The 21,944-nt window shown below is 37.6% G+C and carries 25 protein-coding genes and 1 pseudogene; 11 read left to right on the forward strand and 15 right to left on the reverse strand.

The window, feature by feature from the left end; translation table 11 throughout:
- The first annotated feature begins 108 nt into the window (after nt 1–108).
- Nucleotides 109–579 (forward strand): GNAT family N-acetyltransferase, encoded by a 471-nt coding sequence (locus tag GLW08_RS06725; protein WP_237458322.1) that lies wholly within the window; start codon nt 109–111, stop codon nt 577–579.
- A gap of 385 nt (nt 580–964) precedes the next feature.
- Here GLW08_RS06725 and GLW08_RS06730 read toward each other — a convergent pair whose 3' ends face one another.
- From GLW08_RS06730 to dat, 4 genes are all read right to left on the reverse strand, one after another.
- Entirely contained in the window at nt 965–1,381 is a 417-nt protein-coding gene (locus GLW08_RS06730) for a hypothetical protein (RefSeq protein ID WP_160847745.1), read from the reverse strand.
- Between the two features lie 167 nt (nt 1,382–1,548).
- Entirely contained in the window at nt 1,549–2,886 is a 1,338-nt protein-coding gene (locus GLW08_RS06735; RefSeq protein ID WP_160847746.1) for a Na+/H+ antiporter NhaC family protein, read from the reverse strand.
- A 123-nt stretch (nt 2,887–3,009) separates the two neighbouring features.
- Complete coding sequence (locus GLW08_RS06740) at nt 3,010–4,206, reverse strand: DUF819 domain-containing protein (protein ID WP_160847747.1); 1,197 nt, start codon at nt 4,204–4,206, stop codon at nt 3,010–3,012.
- Nucleotides 4,207–4,422: 216 nt separating this feature from the next.
- Nucleotides 4,423–5,322, reverse strand: a complete 900-nt coding sequence (dat, locus tag GLW08_RS06745) for a D-amino-acid transaminase (protein ID WP_160847748.1) — start codon at nt 5,320–5,322, stop codon at nt 4,423–4,425.
- Nucleotides 5,323–5,489: 167 nt separating this feature from the next.
- On the opposite strand from dat, the gene GLW08_RS06750 reads away from it, so the two are divergent.
- Nucleotides 5,490–5,699, forward strand: a complete 210-nt coding sequence (locus GLW08_RS06750; protein ID WP_160847749.1) for a hypothetical protein — start codon at nt 5,490–5,492, stop codon at nt 5,697–5,699.
- 424 nt (nt 5,700–6,123) lie between these two features.
- On the opposite strand, the gene GLW08_RS06755 is transcribed toward GLW08_RS06750, so the two are convergent.
- Complete coding sequence (locus tag GLW08_RS06755) at nt 6,124–7,449, reverse strand: PepSY domain-containing protein (RefSeq protein ID WP_160847750.1); 1,326 nt, start codon at nt 7,447–7,449, stop codon at nt 6,124–6,126.
- 129 nt (nt 7,450–7,578) lie between these two features.
- Here GLW08_RS06755 and GLW08_RS06760 point away from each other — a divergent pair, with 129 nt between their 5' ends.
- Nucleotides 7,579–8,136, forward strand: a complete 558-nt coding sequence (locus GLW08_RS06760; RefSeq protein WP_160847751.1) for a hypothetical protein — start codon at nt 7,579–7,581, stop codon at nt 8,134–8,136.
- A gap of 187 nt (nt 8,137–8,323) precedes the next feature.
- Here the strand turns inward: GLW08_RS06760 and GLW08_RS06765 are convergent, their stop codons facing one another.
- A complete protein-coding gene (locus GLW08_RS06765) occupies nt 8,324–8,521 on the reverse strand; it encodes a cold-shock protein (RefSeq protein ID WP_160847752.1) in 198 nt (65 codons plus the stop codon).
- Between the two features lie 303 nt (nt 8,522–8,824).
- Between GLW08_RS06765 and GLW08_RS22080 the strand changes: the two genes are divergently transcribed.
- The 4 genes and pseudogenes from GLW08_RS22080 to GLW08_RS06785 all read left to right on the forward strand — a co-directional run bounded on the left by GLW08_RS22080 (nt 8,825) and on the right by GLW08_RS06785 (nt 10,947).
- The gene (locus GLW08_RS22080) at nt 8,825–9,115 is read left to right on the forward strand and encodes an N-acetylmuramoyl-L-alanine amidase (protein WP_337193914.1); all 291 of its coding nucleotides are present in this window, start codon (nt 8,825–8,827) and stop codon (nt 9,113–9,115) included.
- Nucleotides 9,116–9,183: 68 nt separating this feature from the next.
- Nucleotides 9,184–9,351: pseudogene (locus tag GLW08_RS22085) on the forward strand (N-acetylmuramoyl-L-alanine amidase); the annotation flags it as partial.
- Nucleotides 9,352–9,443: 92 nt separating this feature from the next.
- Nucleotides 9,444–9,599 (forward strand): hypothetical protein, encoded by a 156-nt coding sequence (locus tag GLW08_RS06780; RefSeq protein WP_160847754.1) that lies wholly within the window; start codon nt 9,444–9,446, stop codon nt 9,597–9,599.
- Nucleotides 9,600–10,089: 490 nt separating this feature from the next.
- Nucleotides 10,090–10,947 (forward strand): STAS domain-containing protein, encoded by an 858-nt coding sequence (locus tag GLW08_RS06785; RefSeq protein WP_160847755.1) that lies wholly within the window; start codon nt 10,090–10,092, stop codon nt 10,945–10,947.
- Here GLW08_RS06785 and GLW08_RS06790 read toward each other — a convergent pair.
- From GLW08_RS06790 to GLW08_RS06800, 3 genes are all read right to left on the reverse strand, one after another.
- A complete protein-coding gene (locus tag GLW08_RS06790) occupies nt 10,944–11,612 on the reverse strand; it encodes a diphthine--ammonia ligase (protein WP_160847756.1) in 669 nt (222 codons plus the stop codon). The genes GLW08_RS06785 and GLW08_RS06790 overlap by 4 nt on opposite strands.
- A 663-nt stretch (nt 11,613–12,275) precedes the next feature.
- A complete protein-coding gene (locus GLW08_RS06795; RefSeq protein WP_160847757.1) occupies nt 12,276–12,914 on the reverse strand; it encodes a hypothetical protein in 639 nt (212 codons plus the stop codon).
- Nucleotides 12,915–13,096: 182 nt separating this feature from the next.
- A complete protein-coding gene (locus GLW08_RS06800; RefSeq protein ID WP_160847758.1) occupies nt 13,097–13,624 on the reverse strand; it encodes a hypothetical protein in 528 nt (175 codons plus the stop codon).
- 536 nt (nt 13,625–14,160) lie between these two features.
- Here GLW08_RS06800 and GLW08_RS06805 point away from each other — a divergent pair.
- Together GLW08_RS06805 and GLW08_RS06810 are read left to right on the forward strand one after the other, a co-directional pair.
- Nucleotides 14,161–15,126 (forward strand): hypothetical protein, encoded by a 966-nt coding sequence (locus GLW08_RS06805; protein ID WP_160847759.1) that lies wholly within the window; start codon nt 14,161–14,163, stop codon nt 15,124–15,126.
- A 68-nt stretch (nt 15,127–15,194) separates the two neighbouring features.
- Nucleotides 15,195–15,518, forward strand: coding sequence for a hypothetical protein (locus GLW08_RS06810; RefSeq protein WP_160847760.1), 324 nt, complete (start codon nt 15,195–15,197; stop codon nt 15,516–15,518).
- Here GLW08_RS06810 and GLW08_RS06815 read toward each other — a convergent pair.
- Both GLW08_RS06815 and GLW08_RS06820 read right to left on the reverse strand, forming a co-directional pair.
- Complete coding sequence (locus tag GLW08_RS06815; RefSeq protein ID WP_337193906.1) at nt 15,511–16,926, reverse strand: SpoVR family protein; 1,416 nt, start codon at nt 16,924–16,926, stop codon at nt 15,511–15,513. The genes GLW08_RS06810 and GLW08_RS06815 overlap by 8 nt on opposite strands.
- 429 nt (nt 16,927–17,355) lie before the next feature.
- Nucleotides 17,356–17,781, reverse strand: a complete 426-nt coding sequence (locus GLW08_RS06820) for an NUDIX hydrolase (protein ID WP_160847762.1) — start codon at nt 17,779–17,781, stop codon at nt 17,356–17,358.
- 144 nt (nt 17,782–17,925) lie between these two features.
- Between GLW08_RS06820 and GLW08_RS06825 the strand changes: the two genes are divergently transcribed.
- Complete coding sequence (locus GLW08_RS06825; protein WP_160847763.1) at nt 17,926–18,591, forward strand: DUF421 domain-containing protein; 666 nt, start codon at nt 17,926–17,928, stop codon at nt 18,589–18,591.
- A 206-nt stretch (nt 18,592–18,797) separates the two neighbouring features.
- Here the strand turns inward: GLW08_RS06825 and GLW08_RS06830 are convergent, their stop codons facing one another.
- Both GLW08_RS06830 and GLW08_RS06835 read right to left on the reverse strand, forming a co-directional pair.
- Nucleotides 18,798–19,514 (reverse strand): YhcN/YlaJ family sporulation lipoprotein, encoded by a 717-nt coding sequence (locus tag GLW08_RS06830; RefSeq protein ID WP_160847764.1) that lies wholly within the window; start codon nt 19,512–19,514, stop codon nt 18,798–18,800.
- A 401-nt stretch (nt 19,515–19,915) separates the two neighbouring features.
- Nucleotides 19,916–20,104, reverse strand: coding sequence for an imidazoleglycerol-phosphate dehydratase (locus tag GLW08_RS06835; RefSeq protein WP_160847765.1), 189 nt, complete (start codon nt 20,102–20,104; stop codon nt 19,916–19,918).
- 247 nt (nt 20,105–20,351) lie between these two features.
- Between GLW08_RS06835 and GLW08_RS06840 the strand changes: the two genes are divergently transcribed.
- Nucleotides 20,352–20,600 carry a YhdB family protein gene (locus tag GLW08_RS06840; RefSeq protein ID WP_160847766.1) on the forward strand — a complete coding sequence of 83 codons (249 nt, stop codon included), beginning with the start codon at nt 20,352–20,354 and terminating at the stop codon, nt 20,598–20,600.
- 57 nt (nt 20,601–20,657) lie between these two features.
- Here GLW08_RS06840 and GLW08_RS06845 read toward each other — a convergent pair whose 3' ends face one another.
- Nucleotides 20,658–21,176, reverse strand: coding sequence for an NADPH-dependent FMN reductase (locus tag GLW08_RS06845; RefSeq protein ID WP_160847767.1), 519 nt, complete (start codon nt 21,174–21,176; stop codon nt 20,658–20,660).
- A gap of 126 nt (nt 21,177–21,302) precedes the next feature.
- Nucleotides 21,303–21,944 carry a response regulator gene (locus GLW08_RS06850; RefSeq protein WP_160847768.1) on the reverse strand — a complete coding sequence of 214 codons (642 nt, stop codon included), beginning with the start codon at nt 21,942–21,944 and terminating at the stop codon, nt 21,303–21,305.

Below are 21,944 nucleotides of genomic sequence, written 5' to 3' on the forward strand. Positions count from 1 at the left end.
TAGGTTAAAGTACCTCCTATAAAATCTCATAAACAAAAGGTCTTCCCCCGTCTAGAGTCGAATAATTATAGTCGGGAGTACAACTGAATCAAATAAAGGAGAGATAAGATGAACATCACCTTACAACGAATGTCACAAGAAATTTTTGAAGACTATTATGAACAATCAATAGAAGAATATGCTGATGAGCATGTCCAGGCCGGGAATTGGACAGAGGAAGAGGCACTTCCAAATGCCAAGGAACAATTTAAACAATTACTACCAGATGGACTAAGTACACTCCAACATGTATTCTTTTCCATTCAAAATGAAAAGCAGGAATCCATAGGAGTACTTTGGATCAAAATAGAAGATAAGAAGGATGAGAGACGTGCCTTCATTTACGATATAAAACTTCATGAAGATCAACGGGACAAGGGATATGGAAGAGCAACCATGAATGCACTTGAGGAATATGCAGGACAAACAGGGATTAAGCAAATTGGACTACATGTGTTTGCTCACAATAAAAGGGCTTTAGCACTCTATGAAAAAATCGGCTATGAAGTGACGGATCTTGTTATGAAAAAACGTTTATAATAATTTATCTGAAGAAAAGCGTAAGCGCCCGTTTAGTAACGTATGGGCTAGACTGAGCCGTAGGGGATAAAGGAAACACGAAAACATGCGTGATTCGATGTTGACTTATCATACAGAGGTGAGGGAAGCACACTAGGCGCTGGAGCTAGACATCTGCGGGCCAAAATTTTATACTTTCTTTCCTATTAAAAAAGGCGAGAAAACTCCCTCTTCAAGCGTGTGAAGGACATAGCCCAACATTAAGGGGGGGGAGATGAATCGCCTTCGTTCTTAGGAATCCCCCACTTCAACGAAAACGGTTTTCTTTCGTAAGTGGTGGGAGTGTTCATATTAAAAAGCTTGAAGTCGTTTACAACCCAAGCTTTTTATGTTCCCTGTTATTTTACTAGATTTCAAATTTAGTTAGATTTTTTGTCACTAAACCAACGAAACCAAATACGATTTGGATTGAACTAAAGAACATAAATTGCACTGTCGCTAGGTACAACTCTTTCACCAAAATAATCTGTGTCACCGTACTTAAAAGGAATATCATTCCCATAGTCAGGGTTAAAATGAATAATTTCTTCTCTTTTTTAATAAACCCATAAATGGAAACTCTGGCATTTCCAATTCCAAAAATTATGATTGCAAATAAAGCTAAACTCGCCCAATTATTAAACAGCATAATACCGTTCCATCCAGGCGGAAACGTAGCAAAAATTCCATTCCCTAAAAGCATCGATATTCCTATATAAAACGCGCCTAACGTCAGCAACAAATCATACATACTCGAACTAATTCGTAGTGATTTATTTAACAAACTAGCCCCTCCCTCTATTGCTTTTATTAATAAACTAAAAAAATTGACCGCTTCACAAGCCTTAATGTTTTAACATAAATTTACAATAAAGTGTCTTGAAAAAAGCATACCAATTAGACATGAAAATTAGTATGCTAGTTCCAATGCGACTATTTTTATGCAAAAAACTATTCTTGCAAAGCATGCTTTAAATCAGAAATATTCTTTTTACTAACAATACCTGAATAGATAAACGTAATGACTGGCATAAGAAGTAGGAATACTGCAAAAGGAGCGTAGGTAAGCACAGGCACTCCGATTATTGTGCTACACAGAATAGCTAATAGGCTCCAAGGGACTAAGCCAGCAAACACAACGGTAGAATCAGCTAAAATGCGTGATAAATGGGTTTGGGAGAAGTTCTTTTTCCAATATGGCATAAGGGTTCTACCCGTTAATATAATGGGAAACGACTGGTTAGGTGAAATCAAGGAAGCACCTGCAGCAACCGCAATTGATTGAGCTGTATTTTTTTGCAGCGAACGGTTATCTGTAAATATCCTTTCGATATAAGGTTGGATAATCTCCGTATCCTCCATGATTTGGCAATAGGCTCCTACAACAAGAATGAACAGGACAAACGGGAGCATATCCCTCACCCCACTCAGAGCATTTACTCCAAAATAAAGACCTTCTAACCATTCCATAGGCCCGACACCTCTTGCTAGGAGAATTACGATAGCAATCCCTATTCCTAACGAAAAGGAAAGCTTCATCTCCTGACCTAAGAGAATCATTATTAACAGAATAAATGGCGGAAGTAACGAAACACCTATGCTCCCATAATCTAACTGTGAAAATGGTGTAACTTCATTCAATGTGAGTTGCTCTTTCGATATGACTAAATCCATCGTTAGAAAGATAATAATGGATAAAATGACACCCCAGCCTAATGTTGGTGCTATTGATCTAAAGTGTGACTTTGTGTCTATCTCCACAGACATCCGCAGAAGCTGGAATGAGCTTGATATAGGGGAGGAGCGATCTCCAACAAAGCCACCTGACACTAACGCACCAGCTACGACTGGAACAGGCAAACCAATTTGATTTGCTGCAGCCATCAGTGGTACACCGACAATACTCAAACTAGCAATCGATGATCCTACTACCATCGACATCATCGCAACAATAAGAAATGCAAACGTAAAAAAGTAAGAAGGTGATATAAAAGATAGGAATAGCTCATTAAGGTCATGAATGGTGCCAGAATAATACCATGTTGGAAGTATGACGCCAATGAAAAACAATAACCAAGCTACATCCTTGTTCCGCTTCACACCTATCCATGAAGAGTGGACAAACTGATTCACAGTATAACCATGCTTCATACCAAGACCACATAATAGAACAATACCAGGGATCATTGCCAAATAAAGAGGTGCATCAAAGGAAATGGCCATCATTAAAAACGAAACCGTAACAGTAAAAATAAGAATAACTTCAAGAAGCGAAAATGACTTATTCACTTTGAAACCTCCTTTCAACTCGTTTTATTATAACAGACTGATAATGAAAGACGTCATATATTTAAAAAGGAGAATCCCCCATTATTAAAGGATTCTCCTTCCCATATTAAAACCTCTTACACATTAGCCACCTGCTATCATCTTCGCAAGCTGACCACATAACAATGCTGCATACGTACCGACAACGTTACCAACAATCCCCATTAATAAGCCTACTGGTGCAAGGGCTGGTTGGAAAACAGACGCTACGATAGGGGCAGAACTCGTTCCGCCAATATTACCTTGAGATCCTACAGCTACGAAGAATAATGGTGCTTTTAGTAATCTAGCGGCTGTAAAGATACAAATGATGTGGATGATCAACCATACAACACCCATTAAGATAAATTGTGGAGCTTGGACGATATCCATCAGGTTGGCCTGTGCCCCAATAGCTGTAAGGAATAGAAATATACCTAAATAGCCTACTTTGCTCGCTCCGTAATATTCTAAATTACGGACTTTGGTAAAGGATAACGCGATTCCGACTGCGGTAATGATAATGAATGTCCACGTAGACGTGCTCATAACTTCTGTCTTTGGAATAAACTCTAATTTTGCGAATACTCGAATTAAATAAGATCCTGCAAAGCCAACGGCAATAATACCGAATAACTGCGGAAGCTGAAGTGGTTTTGCATTCCTTGCTACGTCTGTTGCAATCTCTTCATTCACCTTTTTAATAGTAGAGTTGTCTGCACCATTCCACTTGTTAAAGCGTTCCTGATAGTTGGCTAGCGAGATCATAATGCCCATCCAACTAATAGCAACGATTGTATCTGTTAAGATAATAGGACTTAAAATATCCTTTGGTGTTTTAAAGGCGTCAATCATTGCACCCATATTTGCTGTTCCACCTATCCAGCTACCGGCAAGGGCACCTACACCTCTCCATGCCTCATCAGGAAGTATTCCTTGAAACAAGGCAAATGCGATTGGACCACCAATCACAACTCCAACTGTACCAGCAAGGAAAACGAGAATGGCTTTTCCTCCTAGTTTAAACGTAGCAGGTACGTTCGTACTAATCATTAATAGCAATAAACCTGCTGGAAGCATATATGTACTTAAGAAACTATATAAATCAGAACTTTGTGGGATGATTCCAACAGTAGTGGAGATCATCGGTAAAAAGTACATCCATATCAATGGAGGTAAGTAACGGAAGAATTTCTTAACTCCATTGTTCTCAATTGTTGAGATCATAAATACGATACCGACAATGGCAATCAGATAAGCAAAAATCGCCATCGGGTCTTGTATTAAAGCTTGATTGTTCATACTAAACCCCTCACTCTTAATCATTAGAATTATCTAAAATTTAATATTGCATATTTTCTCGCTAGAGGAGTGTAGCACATAAACAAGCCTTACAAAATAAAATTTTAATAATTTTTGCTTTTTAAACAAAGTGCCTAGTACCTTCATTAATAAGAAAAAGCATTGTTCAAGAACAATGCTTTTTTACAAAATATTAATAATTTTGAACCTTACAAATTACGATACACTTTTGTTTTCTGTACAGTCAGCGAAGATGGAAGCATTCTCCGGTATTCCTGCATCTTTTTCATATGCCTGTTGCATTAGACGGGTTATGTTCCCAGGAGTTCCATTTGCAACAGCTTTGCCATCCACATTTACAATCGGCATAACTTCAGCTGTACTGCTAGTTAGAAACAGCTCATCCGCTTCATTCATATCATCTAAATGGAATGCTTCTTCATGAAATGGAATACCTGCTTCTTTGGCAAATGCTTCGATACGCATACGAACACATCCATGTAGAATGTTTTTCGTAGCAGGATGGGTATAAATCGCCCCATCTTTCACTAAATAAACGTTGGAGGAGCTACATTCTGTTACTTTCCCGTCCTTATGCAAAACGGCTTCAAAACAATTCTGCTCCGTTGCTGTTTGTTTAGCCATCACATTTGGTAACAGATTCAAACTCTTAATATAACATAAATCCCAGCGCACATCAGGTTCCGTAATAGTAGAAATACCATCTTTCATAAGGTCTAGCTTTCTTTGTACATCACTTACATACGCATATAAATTCGCTCCAACACCTTTAGGAAAAGCATGGTCACGTGGTGCTGAACCTCTTGTTATTTGCAAATAAACTTTTCCGTCTCCAGTGAAAGCATTTAATTGAAGCAACTGCTCTAACCGTTTGTACATATCCTCTTTCGTATAAGGGACTTCTAACTTAATTGCGGCTGCAGATCGAAATAATCGCTCCACATGTTCCTCGATTAAATAGTATTCGCCATGGTACACACGGATAACTTCATACACACCATCGCCAAATTGTAGGCCTCGCTCCTCAAATGGATACGTTAATTCTTCTTGGTTTACATATTCAGTCTCGGTTAACACATAAGGTTTTATGCTCATGGGGCTCCTCCTCAACGTTATAGGTATAATCATCTTATTCAGTTCTTTGGTATTTTGGTAAAGAATTCTCTATTCGCACTAGTTTAACAAAGATTCAGAAAAAAGTGTATAGATATATTTTCCTTTAAAGCTTCAATGTCCTAGTGAGTTGAAGGAGAAATCATTTTGTGTATCATTATCTTCACACTTATACTTCCTCTCCATTCGTGCAAGATAATAAGACCATCTATCACCCCCATCAACAAGTACTGTGGACTGGAGTTGATTCAATGCTGTATTTAATCATCACATCAATTATTTTTACGTTCGTCACGATTATTGTTCCAAAACGATTAAGCAAAATTGAAATATACGCCTCCACCTTTTCAGCTTTATAATTACAGTTAGTTGTTGATGTTTACTTACACATCAAATTGAATTGGTATTATTATTTAACGGAACATATGATTGATTGGGGTACCATGTTTGTCATCCCTATTTTTGTCGGTGTTAATGTTTTATTCTTGAATTTTTACCCCTTTGGTAAAAACGGCACCATTCAATTTAGCTATGTTACTATATGTATCTTCTTTTCGATGATCTATGAGTATTACTCCACCCAATTCGGCATGATGCTATATAATATAATGAATGGAAGCTTTGGTACTCTGTTTTATCGTATTACTTTCTGTTACCCCTCTTAGCTTTGAATTTAACATGGATCCGCAGTTTGTTAGTCGCTGGGCGTTTGAGCTAGACACTTTGGCGCCAGAAACTTATGCTTTCTTCACTTGAAATAAGAGAAGAATAATCTACCCACTCTTAATAGGGGATATCCACATCGCCTGTTTGAGCATTTATATACGTTTTCTCGTGGTCTAATGTAAACTGATACACCAATTCATATTGATTTGACAGTAGTGAAGGGATATAGGTCATTCCTTCATATTCAATAGGCATGTCAGGATACTCTTGTTCAAAGACTTCTGTAGCCTGCTGTTTGGAGATTGGGTTAGTGACAGGTTGAATGCTCATATTTTGGTGAATAGAATGATCGCGACTCTCACTTTCCATGACTCGCTTACTAACCATCTCACCTGTACGAGCATCGATATTATACTGATAGGCAATGTGTAACGGGTAACCATCATAGGTCGGGGTAACTTTATATGAGTACCGTTTAATATCAACATTACTTGTGAAGTTATGATTCATCCCTAAATAAGTAACTTCATACTCAAAACGGTGCTCCCCATTTTTATTAAGAAAATCCTTCATTATTTGTCCAGCCTTGGTCTTAGAAATAACCTCCCCTGATGTAGACTCACCATGAGCTCTAAAATGAGGAACTTCTCCCGTATAAGCATTCATTTCACCAGAATAATCGTTCCCAGCTATATCCACATCAAATTGTAGGAATCCTCTCGAATCTACATGGTGAGCTTCAGACAGGTGTTCTGACAGATGAACATCTGCTTCAGGATTTGAAAATAATTCTCTTAACGTTTCTTTTGCCTGTTGTTCAGAAATAAGACTCATTTCAGAAGGAAGTTGTTGATACTGACTATATGTCATGCTTAATTGACCCATTTGTTGATGAAGATCCATATACATTTGGACATTAAATGTATGTACGATGGAAGATAATTCCCAACCCAAAATACCATTAAGATGCATTCGTTCTTCTTCCAGAGCTTTTTGATACTGTTCAATAAGTCCTCTCATATTCTTGTAAGCTTCTTGATCAACAGATCCAATAGCGTCATAACTTTTCTTTGTATGTAAGACTTCTAAAAAGTCACCAATGGATGTATTCAAAGCAAACTGATAGGGGTGCTGTTCAGCTTTGAAGGACTCCCACCAATTAAAATGTCGTTGTAATGTATTCAAATGTTCATTGTGTTCAAAGCTCGGATTCCCTACCACTTCTCTAGAACCATGCCTAGCAGATTCTAACGCAAATGAAATGTGGGACATGGTATCCTCAGCTTTTGAAATGTCTTGTAAAAGAAAGGTCCTCTCTTCTATGTAGGTACGACTGGTAAACCAAACAATCGCCACGATCAACACAAGTAAGAACCAACTCAACCGAAAAATCCTTTTATGTAATCCGTAATAATCAAGTTGATTGGAACGAATAATATTCATACCCTCACCTCCCCGCACTCATTAATTTTATCAGCAAATGTAGTGAGGTCAATTCGAAGGTAAGCGAAAAATACTAAGTTCCGTTACAATGGAGGTAAACTAGTACTCACAAATAAGGTGGTATAAAAATTGACAAAAAGCTACCTGGATCAATTTTATACAATTGATGAAGATGGAGATTATATTATAGAAATTTCGATAGAGGATTATGACGATATCTTTAATACATGGGATTCATCTGTGTATAATGTACGCGACTTAGATAGTAGCCTGCGCTCATTTATTGAAGATTGTTCAAGGGATATTGATACTACTGAGAAAATTGCCCTCCGTTTTAATGTAAAAAAAGAAACACAAGATAAAGAATTAGAAGAAAAAATAACTGATAGCATTCATAATTTTTTCGAATACCATTACTTCGTCACAAGTAAACAAGTACATAGGAGAAGAAAAAAATCGCTTTGGTTTATTATTGTATCAGCTCTATTTACGTTCCTTTCCTTTTACTTTCAAAATGCAACGGAATCCGGATTATTTGAACACTTTTTGTTGGAAAGCTTAACAGTTGGAGGTTGGATTTTTATGTGGGAGGCCTTCTCTATCCTTTTTATCCAAAGTAGTGATGAACGAAAAAAGAAGCGTGAATACAAAAGATTAATTCATGCCCCAATCTTTTTTAGGTACTAAAGAAAAGCTTAAGCGCACTGGGGAGCAACGTACTAACAGTGACTTATAGGAAGTTCCGGGATAATGGAGAAGGCGAAGGAAGCATACTAGTTGCCGGGCGCCGGTGCTAGATATGTAAGAGCCAAAAACTTTCTTTACTACTAAAAAAGGACTTCCCATGTAGGAAAGTCCTTTTTCTATATACAGCTTACTTAGAAACGTTAGCTGCTTGTGGTCCACGGTTTCCTTCAACGATTTCGAAAGAAACTTGTTGACCTTCTTCTAGTGTTTTGAAACCTTCGTCTTGAATAGCTGAGAAGTGAACGAATACGTCATCTTGTCCTTCTACTTCGATGAAACCGAAACCTTTTTCTGCGTTAAACCACTTAACATTACCTTGTAACATGTAGTTACCTCCTGCGTGGAATAATCTCCACATTGTATTACTATTCCTGCTCAACATATTCATTCAAGACGAAATTCCATTTCTTCTTGCTTTCGTACACGAACAACAATAATTAATCTTATTATAGCACATCCCTGAAATAAAGCTACTCTTTTTTAAAATAAAGTTGTAATTTTTTTCAAAGACATATTTACAAGTGCACATTCGTATATGAAAACCCAAGCACTCTAACATGTATTTGAATACTATGATATGGAATCTTAAATCTCAAAAAAGGGGGAAATACCTATAAAAACGATCATCATAGATCCAAGTCATGGATGCAGTGATCCAGGTGTCTCATACAAAGGATTTTTGAAAAAGAACTATAACTTAACGATTGCTCTTAAGGTACATATCTACCTATTAAATCATTCAATGACACGCTCATCTGACCAAACCATAAGCTTAACAGAACGTACAAATATGGCTAACTCTATGAACGCAGACTACTTTCTTTCTATTCACAATAATGCTAGTGATGGTCGAGGGTTCGAATCGCATATTTATAACGACCAGGTGTCCAAACAAACCAGAGAAGCACAAAAAAAATGATTCATAATCAAATCGTCACTATCATCCAAGACAAATATAATGTTACCGATTGAGGACAAAAGCGGGCAAATTTTCATGTACTTAGAGAAACCAAGATGAGTGCTATATTAATAGAAGTATTCTTTGTAGGTAACGAAAAAGACCTCCAACTACTCAACAATAATAGTTTTATTAATGAGGTCTCAGAAGCTATTGCAAAAAGCGCAGCATCTCCCTTAGGTTTACAAGCTCAATAAGATACCCCACTCTACAGGGTTATTGCGGGTTTGAAAGACCTAACGCTTTAGAACGTTTTCAATTTCTTACACAAATCGTCACGCCCACTACTATGGCAAATGAACGATATTATCTCGTTCAAGCAGAAGCTTATTCCAATGAACAGAATGCTCTACAACAAGTAGAGGCTATTAAGAAATTCGGCATTGAGTATCCTTTTATTTATATTGTCTGCAAACGACAAACCACTACCGAAGAAGAACTTTAGCATCAAAGGAATTACTGTCCTCCACCCCCACCAACTCGACTCATTTACGATCGATTTACGAGGATATGATTATCTTCACTATAAAAAGTATAGAAGAGAAGACCAGTGTCCTTCAATCGTTTCTCAACGAATTATCGTAGAAAATTCCATCCCCTTTTGTTGTTATCAGGATATACAAACCTAACCTGATAAGTTCCAATAATTGTAATGAAACTACCATCTCAGCTGGTAACTATATGGAAGCAACACAAAAAATATTTCCTTGCACTGATTAAGCAACGTATGTGCTATTACCTCCAAGACATAGCCCCCCTTCAATGTTGCGCTATTATACGGAGGCGATGGAAGCAAACTAGTTGCTTGATGTAGCAGGAGGTTGATCTTTCCTTTACTATTCAATAACCCTTTCCCTTACAAGAAAGACTATATGTATATTACAATTGATATATATTCTTGTTAATGTACGCTGTAAAGGAGTGTCAATTCCTGTATGTCTAGTCAATACAATTTAGCTTCATCAGAATTCCAATCTTTAAAAACAGCCTCCCAAAGGCTATTTAATATCATTAGTGAACATTTAAATGTGAATACAGCATACGTCACCAAACGTGGCGAACACGAAATGACTGTACTTAGTTCTTACAATGAACATGAAGAAATTATTCCAGAGGGATATTCGGTGGAATATGGTGGGACCTATTGCCGATTGATCATAAGTGATGACAATAATGCAATGACTACAGAAAATTTAATGAAAGATGAGGTAACTCAACAATTAGAAGTCACCTCCCAATTAGATGTCAAAGGTTTTTTGGGAGTTACATTAACTGATTCAGAGGGGAATGTTTTCGGTACATTATGTGTTATGGACAAAGAAGAAAAACAATTCAGTGATGAGGATATCCATTATCTAAAGTCCATGGCTGAAATCTTATCCCATCTCATAGAGTTAGATCAAACAAAATATAACATGGACTACTTAACCGTACCTATTATCCCTATTACTCAAGGAATCTCCATCCTTACAATACAAGGAATTATTGATGAGCAGCGATCCGCCAAAATCATAAATAATGTACTTCAGTATGGTTCGTCCCAGCAGATCGAGTACTTTATTATTGATTTATCTGGTCTTGTTATTTTAGATGGAAACTTTCCTCAAGTCATTATTCAACTTGTACAATCATTACAATTAATGGGGATTGAGACCATTATTACTGGTATTTCTCCGGAAATAGCTAAGCATGAGGTCAATAATATACAACTGCTGCAATTAAAAACGAAAACAGTCCAGAACCTAGAAGCAGCACTTGATTATATCGGTTTCTATTTAGCAGAAAAAGATTAACTAGAATGGATTTCCACATGTAAAAATCGACCAGATACCGTCTCGAAGGTTTCACCTACTGAAAAAGGGATGGAATATTGAAACAACGGACCATTAAAAACGAACGTATGAAATTCACCATTTTCTCCACAAGGGTCGACACCTTCAGGTAAGTTTTCCAAAAAAGATTTATTATAAAGCTTCCCCACCATCTCAGAGGGAAGCTTTTCGGCATCGATTGTAGTCACAATAGCTTCAAACCCCTTTGAGATGAAGTCTTCAGCTAGTGCGGACGTGTTTCTCCCCCAAAGTGGATACTCTCCAATCATACCTACTTCAGACAATAACTGGTCACGAAACACTTTTATATCCTCTAGAAAGAGATCTGCATAAATAATGGTATAGACATCATTGTTTTTAAACTGATCGAACTGTTTCTTTAACGTTTTTTTATATAAATCATTGTTGGCATTTGAAGGTAAAGAGACCTCAAATAAAGGTAGGCCAATGGAGGTTGCTTGTTCTTGGATAAGTGATGTGCTTACTTCATGTATTGGTAGACGCTTGGTCTCTTCAGATGTTGTAGAAAGTAAACCCTTGATAATGTACTCTCCATTTCTCATGAGCTTAAATAAAACAAACGCACTATCCTTCCCTCCACTCCAAGAAACAATCACATTTTTCATAATGTCCCCTCCCTATAAAATCATCGATTCATCACACACTACTATCTTAACATGGTAATTCCTTAGCATTGATGCCTAAAATAATATATAAAATTATGAGGACAGCCTCCTAACATATCGTCTTTTGTTAAAGAAAATTGTTTTGCTAGCATTTCATACATTTCTTCTAGGCTGTGCTCTTTTTTATCACCCAAAATTTTTTAGAAAAGGTAACATACAACTTTGATAATCAGGTATAGACATCTTTTTCCCTCCTTTAAAATATTTTATAAGAACTTAAGACTATATTTTGTTAAAATTTGTCGATTCCAGTTAATTAAACCCATTACAATTTTTAGCTTCGAATGCTCTACTTCCTCAATAAAACCAATATATTATCAATCACTATTTCCCCTTAGGTCTGCTAATTCAGTTATCATTCGTTAACCATTTAAAAGTATCCTTCTGGTTCAATTACTTTATTTAAACGGCAAGGATCTCCTTCATCATATATATTGTCTTTTCCACTCTCTAAACCTTTAATCAGTTTTTCCTCTATTCAGATTCAAACAAGCAATAGATTTTATATCCTAATGAAAATTTTGTTTAAAGGAATATTAAAAAAAAGACCCTCGCCTATGCGAGAGACCTCTAGAATTACTTAATTCATTTGTATTACTTAGTTTATTGCATTTCGTAGCATTCAATAGAACCATTCGTTTGTGCAATAAAACATTGATTTTGAGGTGAGATAATCATATCTCGATGGTATTCTTTAGAGCCGAAGGATTGACTATTTATAATCTCTCCTTTTTCGGATATTGTTGCCACAATGTGCTCTATATCATTATGGACACTCCAGATATAACATTGTCTGGATGGAACCCAATATTGTTGGTTTCCATATGGCTTAGGGATGCTACTATACTTCCATTGTAACTCACCTTGATAAGAGTATCCTTTAACCTCACCTTTTAGTGAAATAAACAATGAATTTTCACCAGGGGCTATTCCTCCTATGTTTTCTTTCTCTTTAATTTCTTGTATTTTTTTCATGTTCGTATCAAAGAATGCGATTGTTCTATTACCTATCCGTACTACTAGTTCACCATGCAGTTCATAAGCTTCATAAATAGCCGCACTAACTGAAAGTTCTTTTTCAACGTCATTTGACTTGAAAAGATATTTTTTCTTATCAGTTCGTTTTAAGGAGAATGTGTTCCCAGAAAACTCATGCATACCCGCCCCAAATGGTTTTTCTTTCGGTTCAACACCTTCTGTTTTCACGAGAGACCATTTTCCTGAATTCTGCTTTTCTAGCAAACCAATTTTTCTTTCTCCCCGTTGCTCAACAGAATAGGAAATGGTAGCCTTACTTGCTACCCACAAATATATCCGTAGAATCGCTGGAAACATCTAATAAGTAAGGAATGAAGTCCATATCCCCAAACATTGACGCGAAGTTTTCTTTGAAACCTATTGCCCATTTTAATGAACCATTAAAATCAAAGCAGTACAACTCTCCAGGTCCTTCGTATGTTTCTCTTGTTCCAATTAACAAAAAAATCTTCTCCAAGGGCAAATGTGAAAGGCTTCCATTCAAAATCCCATTCAAAACTTTCATAAGTATGTAGGTTGAGGAAGGCTACTTTCTCTTTATTGCTAAAAACAATACCTGAATGATTTGCGATGACGGAGTTTAATGATTCAAGAGAGGTTTCTTTGAGTGAAATTTGACTCCCATTCTCTTTTTGGACAATTTCAATCATTTTTGCTGCTTCCGCAACAATCATTTCATTATCAAGATAAAGATTTTTGAATTTTCTACGAGAACGTTTTTCAAAGCCTATCAACTTGGGATCTGTTTTGGAGGACGAGAAGAACGCTTCCCAGGAAGGTTGTTGTACGGGTGATAATGTTCCTAATTTTTGTTGAGTAAATCGAACCTTCTTGACTGGTTTAATGTAATGGTTGGAAGAAGGTACTGGTTTTTTCGTAGGGGTCTTCGAATCTGTCGAAATCAATTTTTTCATAAAGCTAATAATTCCCATGTATTGAATTGCTTGAAATTATCTATAATCATGCTATAGCTAATGATGTTCATTTCTACACTGGTGTTTTAAATAAACCTCTTTACCAACTTTTAATATCAAAAAACTTTAGCATTTCTCAAGTAGGTGATGAAATTACATTAGGAAAGACAAAAGTTATACCTTTTCTTTTTGATGTCAAAGAAGGTAAGAATAATCTTCAAAAAATAAAATGGTTTAGTAGATATCTTTTGTTAAAAAAACTTGTTAAAACATAAAATTATCCTAAATATCCAGCACGACTTTCCCCTTTTAGAACTAATTCTGATAGGATAGTAGGTCGGTCTCATAAAAAGATAGTATTATACGTTATCACCTGTTCCAAAAAGGAGCGAAACCATCGTATATCCTGCTAATCCTTTCTATGCTTTTTCCACTATACCATGAAACCGGAAATATTTCGGACATATAAAAGTCCTAGTTATTCGGATGGTGGTCCGATATAGTGGATGTAACTAAATAGCTTAGGAGGGTTTTGAATGGGAAAGAGAACGATCTATGGTTGTTTCCTTGGACTGGTGATGCTCGCTTTGCTGTTGCCGCAACAAGGAAGGGCTGAAACAGAGTCTGGGCATGACAAGGGTATGTGGGCATGGTTCCCGAATGACGACATTGCGACTAGGGAGGCGAGGGAAGAGTTGATTGATTTTTCGAAGGAAAAAGGAGTGAATGTCCTTTATTTGAACATCGGGGAAAGAGGCGGCGATCCTTATCTTGAACAGCATCCCGAGCAGTACGAGGCATTTATCAAAGCGGCACACGAACACGATATTGACGTCATTGCCCTTGATGGGGCATCGGAATGGGCGAGAGCCGAGAACCATTACATCCCCATCAACCGTTTCCGATTAGTGCGAAACTATAATCAACAGGTTCCCGAACAAGCGCAGTTCGATGGGATTCAATTCGATATCGAACCGTATCTACTTCCAGAATGGGATACCGCTGACGAACGACCCAAGCTCATCCATCAATACTTGAAGGGACTGAACACATTGAAACTGGAAGTCGAAGGGTACGCCAAGACCCATGATTTCTTCTTCATGATGGCGATGCCATTTTGGTTTGATGGTTCGAAATATACAACGACCTATGATGGACAGACAAAACCGCTATCCGAACACGTAACCGATACGGTCATCGGCGGCATTGCTATCATGGCATATCGTGATTTCGCCGAAGGTCGGGATTCCATCCTCTACCATAGCGAAACAGAAATGAATTACATCAACGAAGTACAATATGCCAGGGATATCGGCACAAAAGCAATCATCGGGGTGGAGACGCAATACTTAGAGCCCTATGAAAAAGTCTCCTTCTTCGAAGAAGGGGAATCCTATATGGATCAGGAACTAGAAATCGTCGATGATTTCTACAGTGATAATTCGGGATATGGTGGGCAAGCCATCCATAAATATCAAAGTTATCGGTCTATGAAACCATAGTCCCCCAAAAAAAGACACCCAATTTGGGTGTCTTTTTTTGGGATTAGCCAGTCTGTTGTTGGCGGCTTTTGGCATCGGCAAAGGGAGATTACTTAATAGGTGGTCCATCAGGAAATGATTACGGGCTCATGCTTTGGTTCCTAGAAGAGTCTGAACAAGAAGGGATGCCAATAACAGGACCTGATCGAAGATTCATGTCCTTAATTTCGTACCTTGGGGGATCCTATAATGTGTATGCCAACCAACCTATCATTAAAGACGAATGGCTATCACCTGGGTGCTTTAGTTTAACAAGGGAATATAAACAAGAACGTTTGGAAGCCCAAGCGTTGCTACTACTAACTCAAAAGGAAAACTTTGTTCTTCATAAATTATTTAACCTTTTTAAATAAACTTCCGATTCACTTTCTTCCCTTCATACGTGAAGAGTATATTACGATCCTCTACGAAAGTATCGATATGAACCGTTCTTCCCCACAATTGGTAAAGATAAGGCATCGTTCTTTCCAAGTAATCAAGATCTAGTTCGACACCTTCAAAATGATGCTTCAGATAGAGCTCTCCATTTTTTAAATAGTCACCATTCTCGACTGTTATATACGGGAAACCACCATTCACACGCATCGTAACAAGTTGATCACGAACCTCTTGATAGTCCTTATCCGTAATTTTGTATTCACGACCTTGTTTTTGGAACAAATATAAATCCTCTCGACTGCACAATTCTTTGGTTAGATAGTTGCGAATGAAGGAAATGTCCGATTCAATCTCCCGTACCTCGAACATCTTTTCACGACCAGAACCAGGTTTCACACCAAGCCTTTTCATTTCCTCGGTTGGATTGTTGTAGCGTTCTTCGATATCCTCAAAAATTTTCACACCTAGATAGTAAGGGTTGATTTGTGTTTTGGATGGCTGCACCACACCTGCGTTTAACTTAGAGAACTCAATCGCTTCAGAACTAGTTAGGTCCATCTCCCGCAGGATTCTTGCGTGCCAATACGAAGCCCAGCCTTCGTTCATGATCTTAGTTTCCAGCTGTGGCCAGAAATACAGCATTTCTTCACGCATCATCGTCATGATATCGCGCTGCCATTCTTCAAGGTCACGGCTATATTCTTCGATAAATAATAAGATGTCCTTCTCAGGCTGTGGAGGGAATTTCTTTTTCTTCTTTTTATTATCAACTTCTGGTTTCTTTTCTTCCCCAAGTTCCCATAGGTCATCATAAGGTGTTGGTCGAGGTCCTTCTAGTTCCTCCTCTTCTAGATCCTCTAGTGTCCACGCTAGTTTCGGTCTTTGTAAGGATGGATCAATATGTTCCTGGATTGCTAGCACAGCATCAATAAATTCTTCAACTGTTTTGCGGCCGTGGATTTTTTCATAATAAGAAAAACGTTCTGCGGTAGCCGTCATCTTTTCAACCATGTCACGATTTGTATTACCAAATCGTACGTTGTTTTTAAAGAAATCACAGTGGGCTAGAACATGGGCGACAATCAGTTTATTTTGAATAAGACTGTTGGTGTTCAATAAGAAGGCATAACAAGGATCTGAGTTAATGACAAGTTCATAAATCTTACTTAATCCAAGGTCATAATGAAGTTTCATTTTATGATATTGCTTACCAAAGCTCCAGTGGGAGAAACGAGTTGGCATTCCATATGCACCAAACGTATAAATGATATCAGCAGGACAAACCTCATAACGCATTGGATAAAAATCAAGACCAAATCCTTCTGCGATGTCTGTAATTTCTTCAATAGTCTGGTGAAGCTCTTTATTACCCTGTATGTTCACGGTCATCTTCCTTTCATACATGTCTTATTACTAGTGTATGAAAGAGAAAGACAGGAATGACTTTAAGGTATATGGTTTATTTGTTTAATAACAAAAGTGAAAGCGCCCTTTTAGCGACACAAACTGCTGCCCACAGAACCTGGGTTGGTTCGACGTTTTGCGTGAAGCGGGCCTACAGGATGTAGATGTTACTGCACGATACAGCGGTCTTAATCGAACCTCCATCACCCCAGAACTTCACCTAAATCCTTTTTAGAGGAAATACAGAGGGGACAAGTGTTCGATGTCGACTTATCGCAAGGAGAGGAGCAGGAAGTTGCTAGTCGCTGGGCGCTACAGCTGGACGTGGCCTCTATAACTTAATACGTTATGCACACAATTTTATAATTTCCTATACGAGAACAAAGACACCCCTCAACCGGAATGTGTTCAACGAATTAAATGCAGGCAATCATCATGATTAGCTGCCAGCTCTATATGATGATGTAGAGGAACCCAACTCCAACAAAAAATGAGACCTTTGTCGTTGCCACTTCCTTCGACCTCATGCTCCCATTCGTCGGGTACTTGGTCTGTTACTTCAAGCCAAAAGACATTTCGTTCGAGTTCTTTATGTTTGGTTGGATGATAGTAGGTATAAGTGTTTAAAAACTTCTTCAATTTGATTCTTTTTAGGCCAGCTTCTTCAAGGATTTCGCGAAATAATGTTGTCTCTAGTGATTCTCCTGTCTCTACTGTGCCAGATACTACTTGAATCCCTGCTTCAGGTTGATGTTTATGCTTATGTACTAGTAGCTCATGTTGCCCATTTCTCACACGAGTAATATAGGCTAGAATTTTTTGTTTACGCTTCATCTGCTTCCTCCTCCAACCCCATTTATACTATTGTACCAAAGCACAATTGGAAATGATAAACGAACGATTTGTTCGGTTTATACATATTCAGAAGATGAAGACAAACACTATGGTAGATTACATGGAAAAGGATGTGAGCCAGAGTTGAGCTTTCTTCCCCCATTACTACTTATTTTTATTTTGTATATTTTGGTCGTTCGCTTACTTGGAAAATCTGCGCTCGCTCAACTGACTCCTCATGATTTTGCAGCGTTGTTTTTCCTAGCGTATGTCGCCTTTCAGCCTATCCAAATTGATACATACTGGCAAAGTATCATCGGTATTATCGGGATAGCTCTTATTCATTTTTTGATTTCTAAACTTATGCTCAATAATGGCATTAAGCACTGGATTATCGGGCAACCCACTGTTCTCGTTCGTCATGGTAAAATTCTACCAGATAATTTACGAAAATCGAGGTTTTCCTTAGTAGAATTATTATCTGTTCTTCGCACATCTGGACATCCGCAAGTTGGAACCATTGAGTATGCTTTCTTAGAACCGAATGGTGATGTCAGCATCATACCCAAAAGAGAATTCACTCCGCTTACACCAAATGATATCGGTATCCAACCTCCTTATGAGGGTATACCTTTATCTGTCATTGTAGAAGGCGTAATCCAGCATCGAAATTTAAGCTTAATTGATAAAAACGAAGAATGGCTTCTAAAGGAATTAAACCAACAAGGGTTCCCTCATACTAACCATATTTTCTTTGCTTATTGCATGGATCAAGACCATTCATTAGAAGTAATAGAATATCCCACATAAGGAATGGAAAGCCAGGGTACCAAGAACACATAGAGGCTTAAGCAAATCCTCGCTATGATGAATAATTCCACAGATTGAATTTGCTTATTATATCTTCTAAAGAGAGGCACTGGAGATACACATCGACACAAACGCCATGATTTTATATTCCTGCAAAAAATAAACTCCTTGCATTATCTATGCAAGGAGTTTATTTTCAAATTTATTTATCGTGCATCAGGGAAAATACGATCAACCATTTTACCGAATTCATTGAAGAATCCACCTACTGGGTTTCCATCATTTACGTCGTTTACATATCCTCTAGTCATTCCGTAAAAATCTGGATTTGATGATACATACACGTTGTCAATTTCTTTATCTGAAGATTTAACTACTTTAGCTATTTCTGATTTTAAAGAATCGTTCACTTTGTCGTTACCCATATTATTCTTGGTATCATTGTTATTCATGTTGTTGTTATCATTCGTATTCATTTGGTTGGTATTATAGTTATTATTGTTGTTGTTCATAGCATTATTTTTGTTATTCTTTTCGCCATCTAGTGTAACAGCTACATATGCATTGTTACGTGTCTTAAGTACATATGCACGATCAACTTCTTCCACTTGCTTGGAAATTTTTTGAGCCACTTCACGTGCTACATTATAGCGTTGATTATTATCATTTTTGTCATTTTTATAGGTATCTTCATTACCCACATTTTCTTCCCCATAGTCTTGACCATCCATCATACCTTGGTTAGGACCATTGTCATAATCGACTTTGTTGTAATCATCTTCTTGTGCAGAGTAGTTCGTATTGTTAGCACTATCCTCATAATCATTTCCTTTTGTACCCATACGTGCTTCTTTGTCGTCCCCTTGACAGCCGAAAAGGATAGCTGCTGAAAGCATAGTAATGCCTGCAATTTTAATATTCATTCATTGTTTCCTCCTTAGAGAATATTTGGTGTGCTCTTAGTATGTTTTGGTCAAAGATGTTTATTCTCTATTGAGTGTTTTTTTTAACAAAACAACCAACCAATTATTTCCATAACTGATTAGAGAAAAATATTTCAGTGAGAACAAAAGCTCAGCGCGCCCTGCTAACGACGTAGATGCTGCGGCCCATCTGATTCCTCCGTAGGAGATAAAGGAAACACGAAAACATGCGTGTTTGGATGTTAACTTATCGTACGGAGGCAAGGGAAGCATACTAGTCGCTGGGCGCTGGAGCTGGACGTCGTCTCTAGACGTATTAATTTATACACAAGCTAACATTTTTATAGTGCGTAGACGATTAAAAAACTACAACTCATGCAGACGAGTTGTAGTGTACTACCCTAATGATTCTGAGGATTTTTCAGTTGTGATTTACTACCTTTTTTAGATCGATACTCTTTTCCTTTATTGTTATCACCAGCGTAGATTTCCTTAGCAAACTCTTCCTTCATCTTTCCTCCAGGAAGGTTCCCTGTACGTTTCGGTGAATTTTGATTGTGACTACCTTTGCTTCCATTTTTACTCGTCATAATCAACGTCTCTCCTTTATCATGTCTTTCATGACTAGCGTTTGTTTTTCAAGCAAAGACTATTCAAAAGTCAGCATCCTATTTTTCAACAAAAGATTCAATGGCAACAGCAAAATATGCTTTATTCCAAGAACCTTTTTACTGATGTCCCCATACTTTAACAAGTACACCAAAAACGTCATAGCGTGTTAGGTGCGAAACAGGGTTACACTACTACTAACCCTTCGTGAAAGGGGTCGTGGAGAATATGTCTGTTTATATTGCTGATTATGATAAAGCATTGTATTTCACTTTGTGGGGGCAATGGGATGATTTGCTAATCTTAATGGTACGTACGAAAGATGATTTTTTGTCAAAGAAAATTGAAACATTTCTGCATGCCTATCATTACTCCCCAGAGGATGACCAGGTCGTATCTTCCCACCAAAGCTTAATGCAGTATATTGACCATGCTATGATTCATCTTCCCCCAAGTGAACTTGTAGAACAAATATAAAAAATGCTTAAACCACCACATAACCCCCTTTCGTCGAAAGGGGGTTTTTTAAATACTCTATTTTGTTACACGTTCTGAAAACCGTTGGAATTCATCTAAAATGGACTGTACTTTTTCTGCAGCTTCTTCAGTTAAGCGATTTTCTTCCCGAATAAAGCAGTGTGGGTCCAGTACCATTTGATTTGGTACAACATGAGCATACAAGGCTCTTCCAATTAACCTCATTTGGTTCAAGGAATTGATGCCACCTTTGCCTCCACCAGCAACCGAAAATAGCAATACAGGCTTTTGTCGAAAATGATCCCCATTTAAAAAGTCTAAACAATTTTTCAGTGCACCACTTATTCCTCCATGGTATTCGGGAGATAACCATATAAATGCGTCAGCTTCCATAGCCGTTTCTTTTAACAATTGTACATTTGCAATGGATGACTGGTCCTCATCCCCATTAAACATTGGTAAATTCATTGTGCTTAAATCAATTAATTGTGCATTTATCGTATCAGCCATATGTTTGGCTGCGATTCTTGTTCTACCATATTTTCGAGGTGTTCCATTGATTACTACAATTTTCATACTTATGTCCTCCTTTTTCGTTTCACCTGTGTCTTTTGTAAAAGGAACGAATTATCATGACATTGTCTAGAGGAAGGGTTCATTCACCTATTTAAGCCGGACTATCTTTTACAACGTTAGACTGAGCTATTCTTTCATATATTTTACTGCAAACAATGCAGCTTGTGTACGATCGTGAACCTCAAGCTTGGATAGTATGTTTGAGACATGCGTTTTTACAGTCTTCTCTGTGATATAGAGTGTGTTTGATATTTCTTTATTGCTTTGACCTTTCATCATTTGCTTTAAGACCTCTTTTTCCCGTTTCGTTAGGGATTCTAGCTTAGCCTTCTCCTCTTGTTCGTCTCCACCTGTTACATGATTCATTAAATGAGAGGCAACCTTAGAGTCAATCATACTTTCTCCTTTATGAACTCTTCGAATAGCATCCGCTAATTGATCAGGTTCAACATCTTTTAATTGATACCCGTTGGCTCCAGCTTGAATAGCTGGAATGACGGAATCGTAGTCCGAGAAACTCGTTAACATCAGAATTTTTATCGATTGATTCTTTTCTCGTATCCCTCTTGCTGCTTCGACTCCATCCATTATTGGCATTTGTACGTCCAATAATGCTACATCGATTTCTTGCTCCTCTATGGCTGTAAGTACTTCTCTCCCATTAGCCGCTTCTGATACCACTTCCAAGTCTTCTTGCGTTCGAAAGAAAAAAACTAGTCCTTTTCGAACAACATGGTGGTCATCAGCTATCAAAATACGTATAGTCAT

The sequence above is a fragment of the Pontibacillus yanchengensis genome (assembly GCF_009856295.1).
Classification (GTDB): Bacteria; Bacillota; Bacilli; order Bacillales; family BH030062; genus Pontibacillus; species Pontibacillus yanchengensis_A.

Excerpts from the sequence above, each read along its gene's own strand:
- GLW08_RS06725 (WP_237458322.1), top strand. The coding sequence starts at position 109 with ATGAACATCACCTTACAACGAATGTCACAAGAAATTTTTGAAGACTAT.
- GLW08_RS06740 (WP_160847747.1), bottom strand. The coding sequence starts at position 4,206 with ATGAACAATCAAGCTTTAATACAAGACCCGATGGCGATTTTTGCTTAT.
- dat (WP_160847748.1), bottom strand. The coding sequence starts at position 5,322 with ATGAGCATAAAACCTTATGTGTTAACCGAGACTGAATATGTAAACCAA.
- GLW08_RS06755 (WP_160847750.1), bottom strand. The coding sequence starts at position 7,449 with ATGAATATTATTCGTTCCAATCAACTTGATTATTACGGATTACATAAA.
- GLW08_RS06765 (WP_160847752.1), bottom strand. The coding sequence starts at position 8,521 with ATGTTACAAGGTAATGTTAAGTGGTTTAACGCAGAAAAAGGTTTCGGT.
- GLW08_RS06780 (WP_160847754.1), top strand. The coding sequence starts at position 9,444 with ATGGCAAATGAACGATATTATCTCGTTCAAGCAGAAGCTTATTCCAAT.
- GLW08_RS06785 (WP_160847755.1), top strand. The coding sequence starts at position 10,090 with ATGTCTAGTCAATACAATTTAGCTTCATCAGAATTCCAATCTTTAAAA.
- GLW08_RS06790 (WP_160847756.1), bottom strand. The coding sequence starts at position 11,612 with ATGAAAAATGTGATTGTTTCTTGGAGTGGAGGGAAGGATAGTGCGTTT.
- GLW08_RS06800 (WP_160847758.1), bottom strand. The coding sequence starts at position 13,624 with ATGAAAAAATTGATTTCGACAGATTCGAAGACCCCTACGAAAAAACCA.
- GLW08_RS06805 (WP_160847759.1), top strand. The coding sequence starts at position 14,161 with ATGGGAAAGAGAACGATCTATGGTTGTTTCCTTGGACTGGTGATGCTC.
- GLW08_RS06820 (WP_160847762.1), bottom strand. The coding sequence starts at position 17,781 with ATGAAGCGTAAACAAAAAATTCTAGCCTATATTACTCGTGTGAGAAAT.
- GLW08_RS06830 (WP_160847764.1), bottom strand. The coding sequence starts at position 19,514 with ATGAATATTAAAATTGCAGGCATTACTATGCTTTCAGCAGCTATCCTT.
- GLW08_RS06835 (WP_160847765.1), bottom strand. The coding sequence starts at position 20,104 with ATGACGAGTAAAAATGGAAGCAAAGGTAGTCACAATCAAAATTCACCG.
- GLW08_RS06840 (WP_160847766.1), top strand. The coding sequence starts at position 20,352 with ATGTCTGTTTATATTGCTGATTATGATAAAGCATTGTATTTCACTTTG.
- GLW08_RS06845 (WP_160847767.1), bottom strand. The coding sequence starts at position 21,176 with ATGAAAATTGTAGTAATCAATGGAACACCTCGAAAATATGGTAGAACA.
- GLW08_RS06850 (WP_160847768.1), bottom strand. The coding sequence starts at position 21,944 with ATGACTATACGTATTTTGATAGCTGATGACCACCATGTTGTTCGAAAA.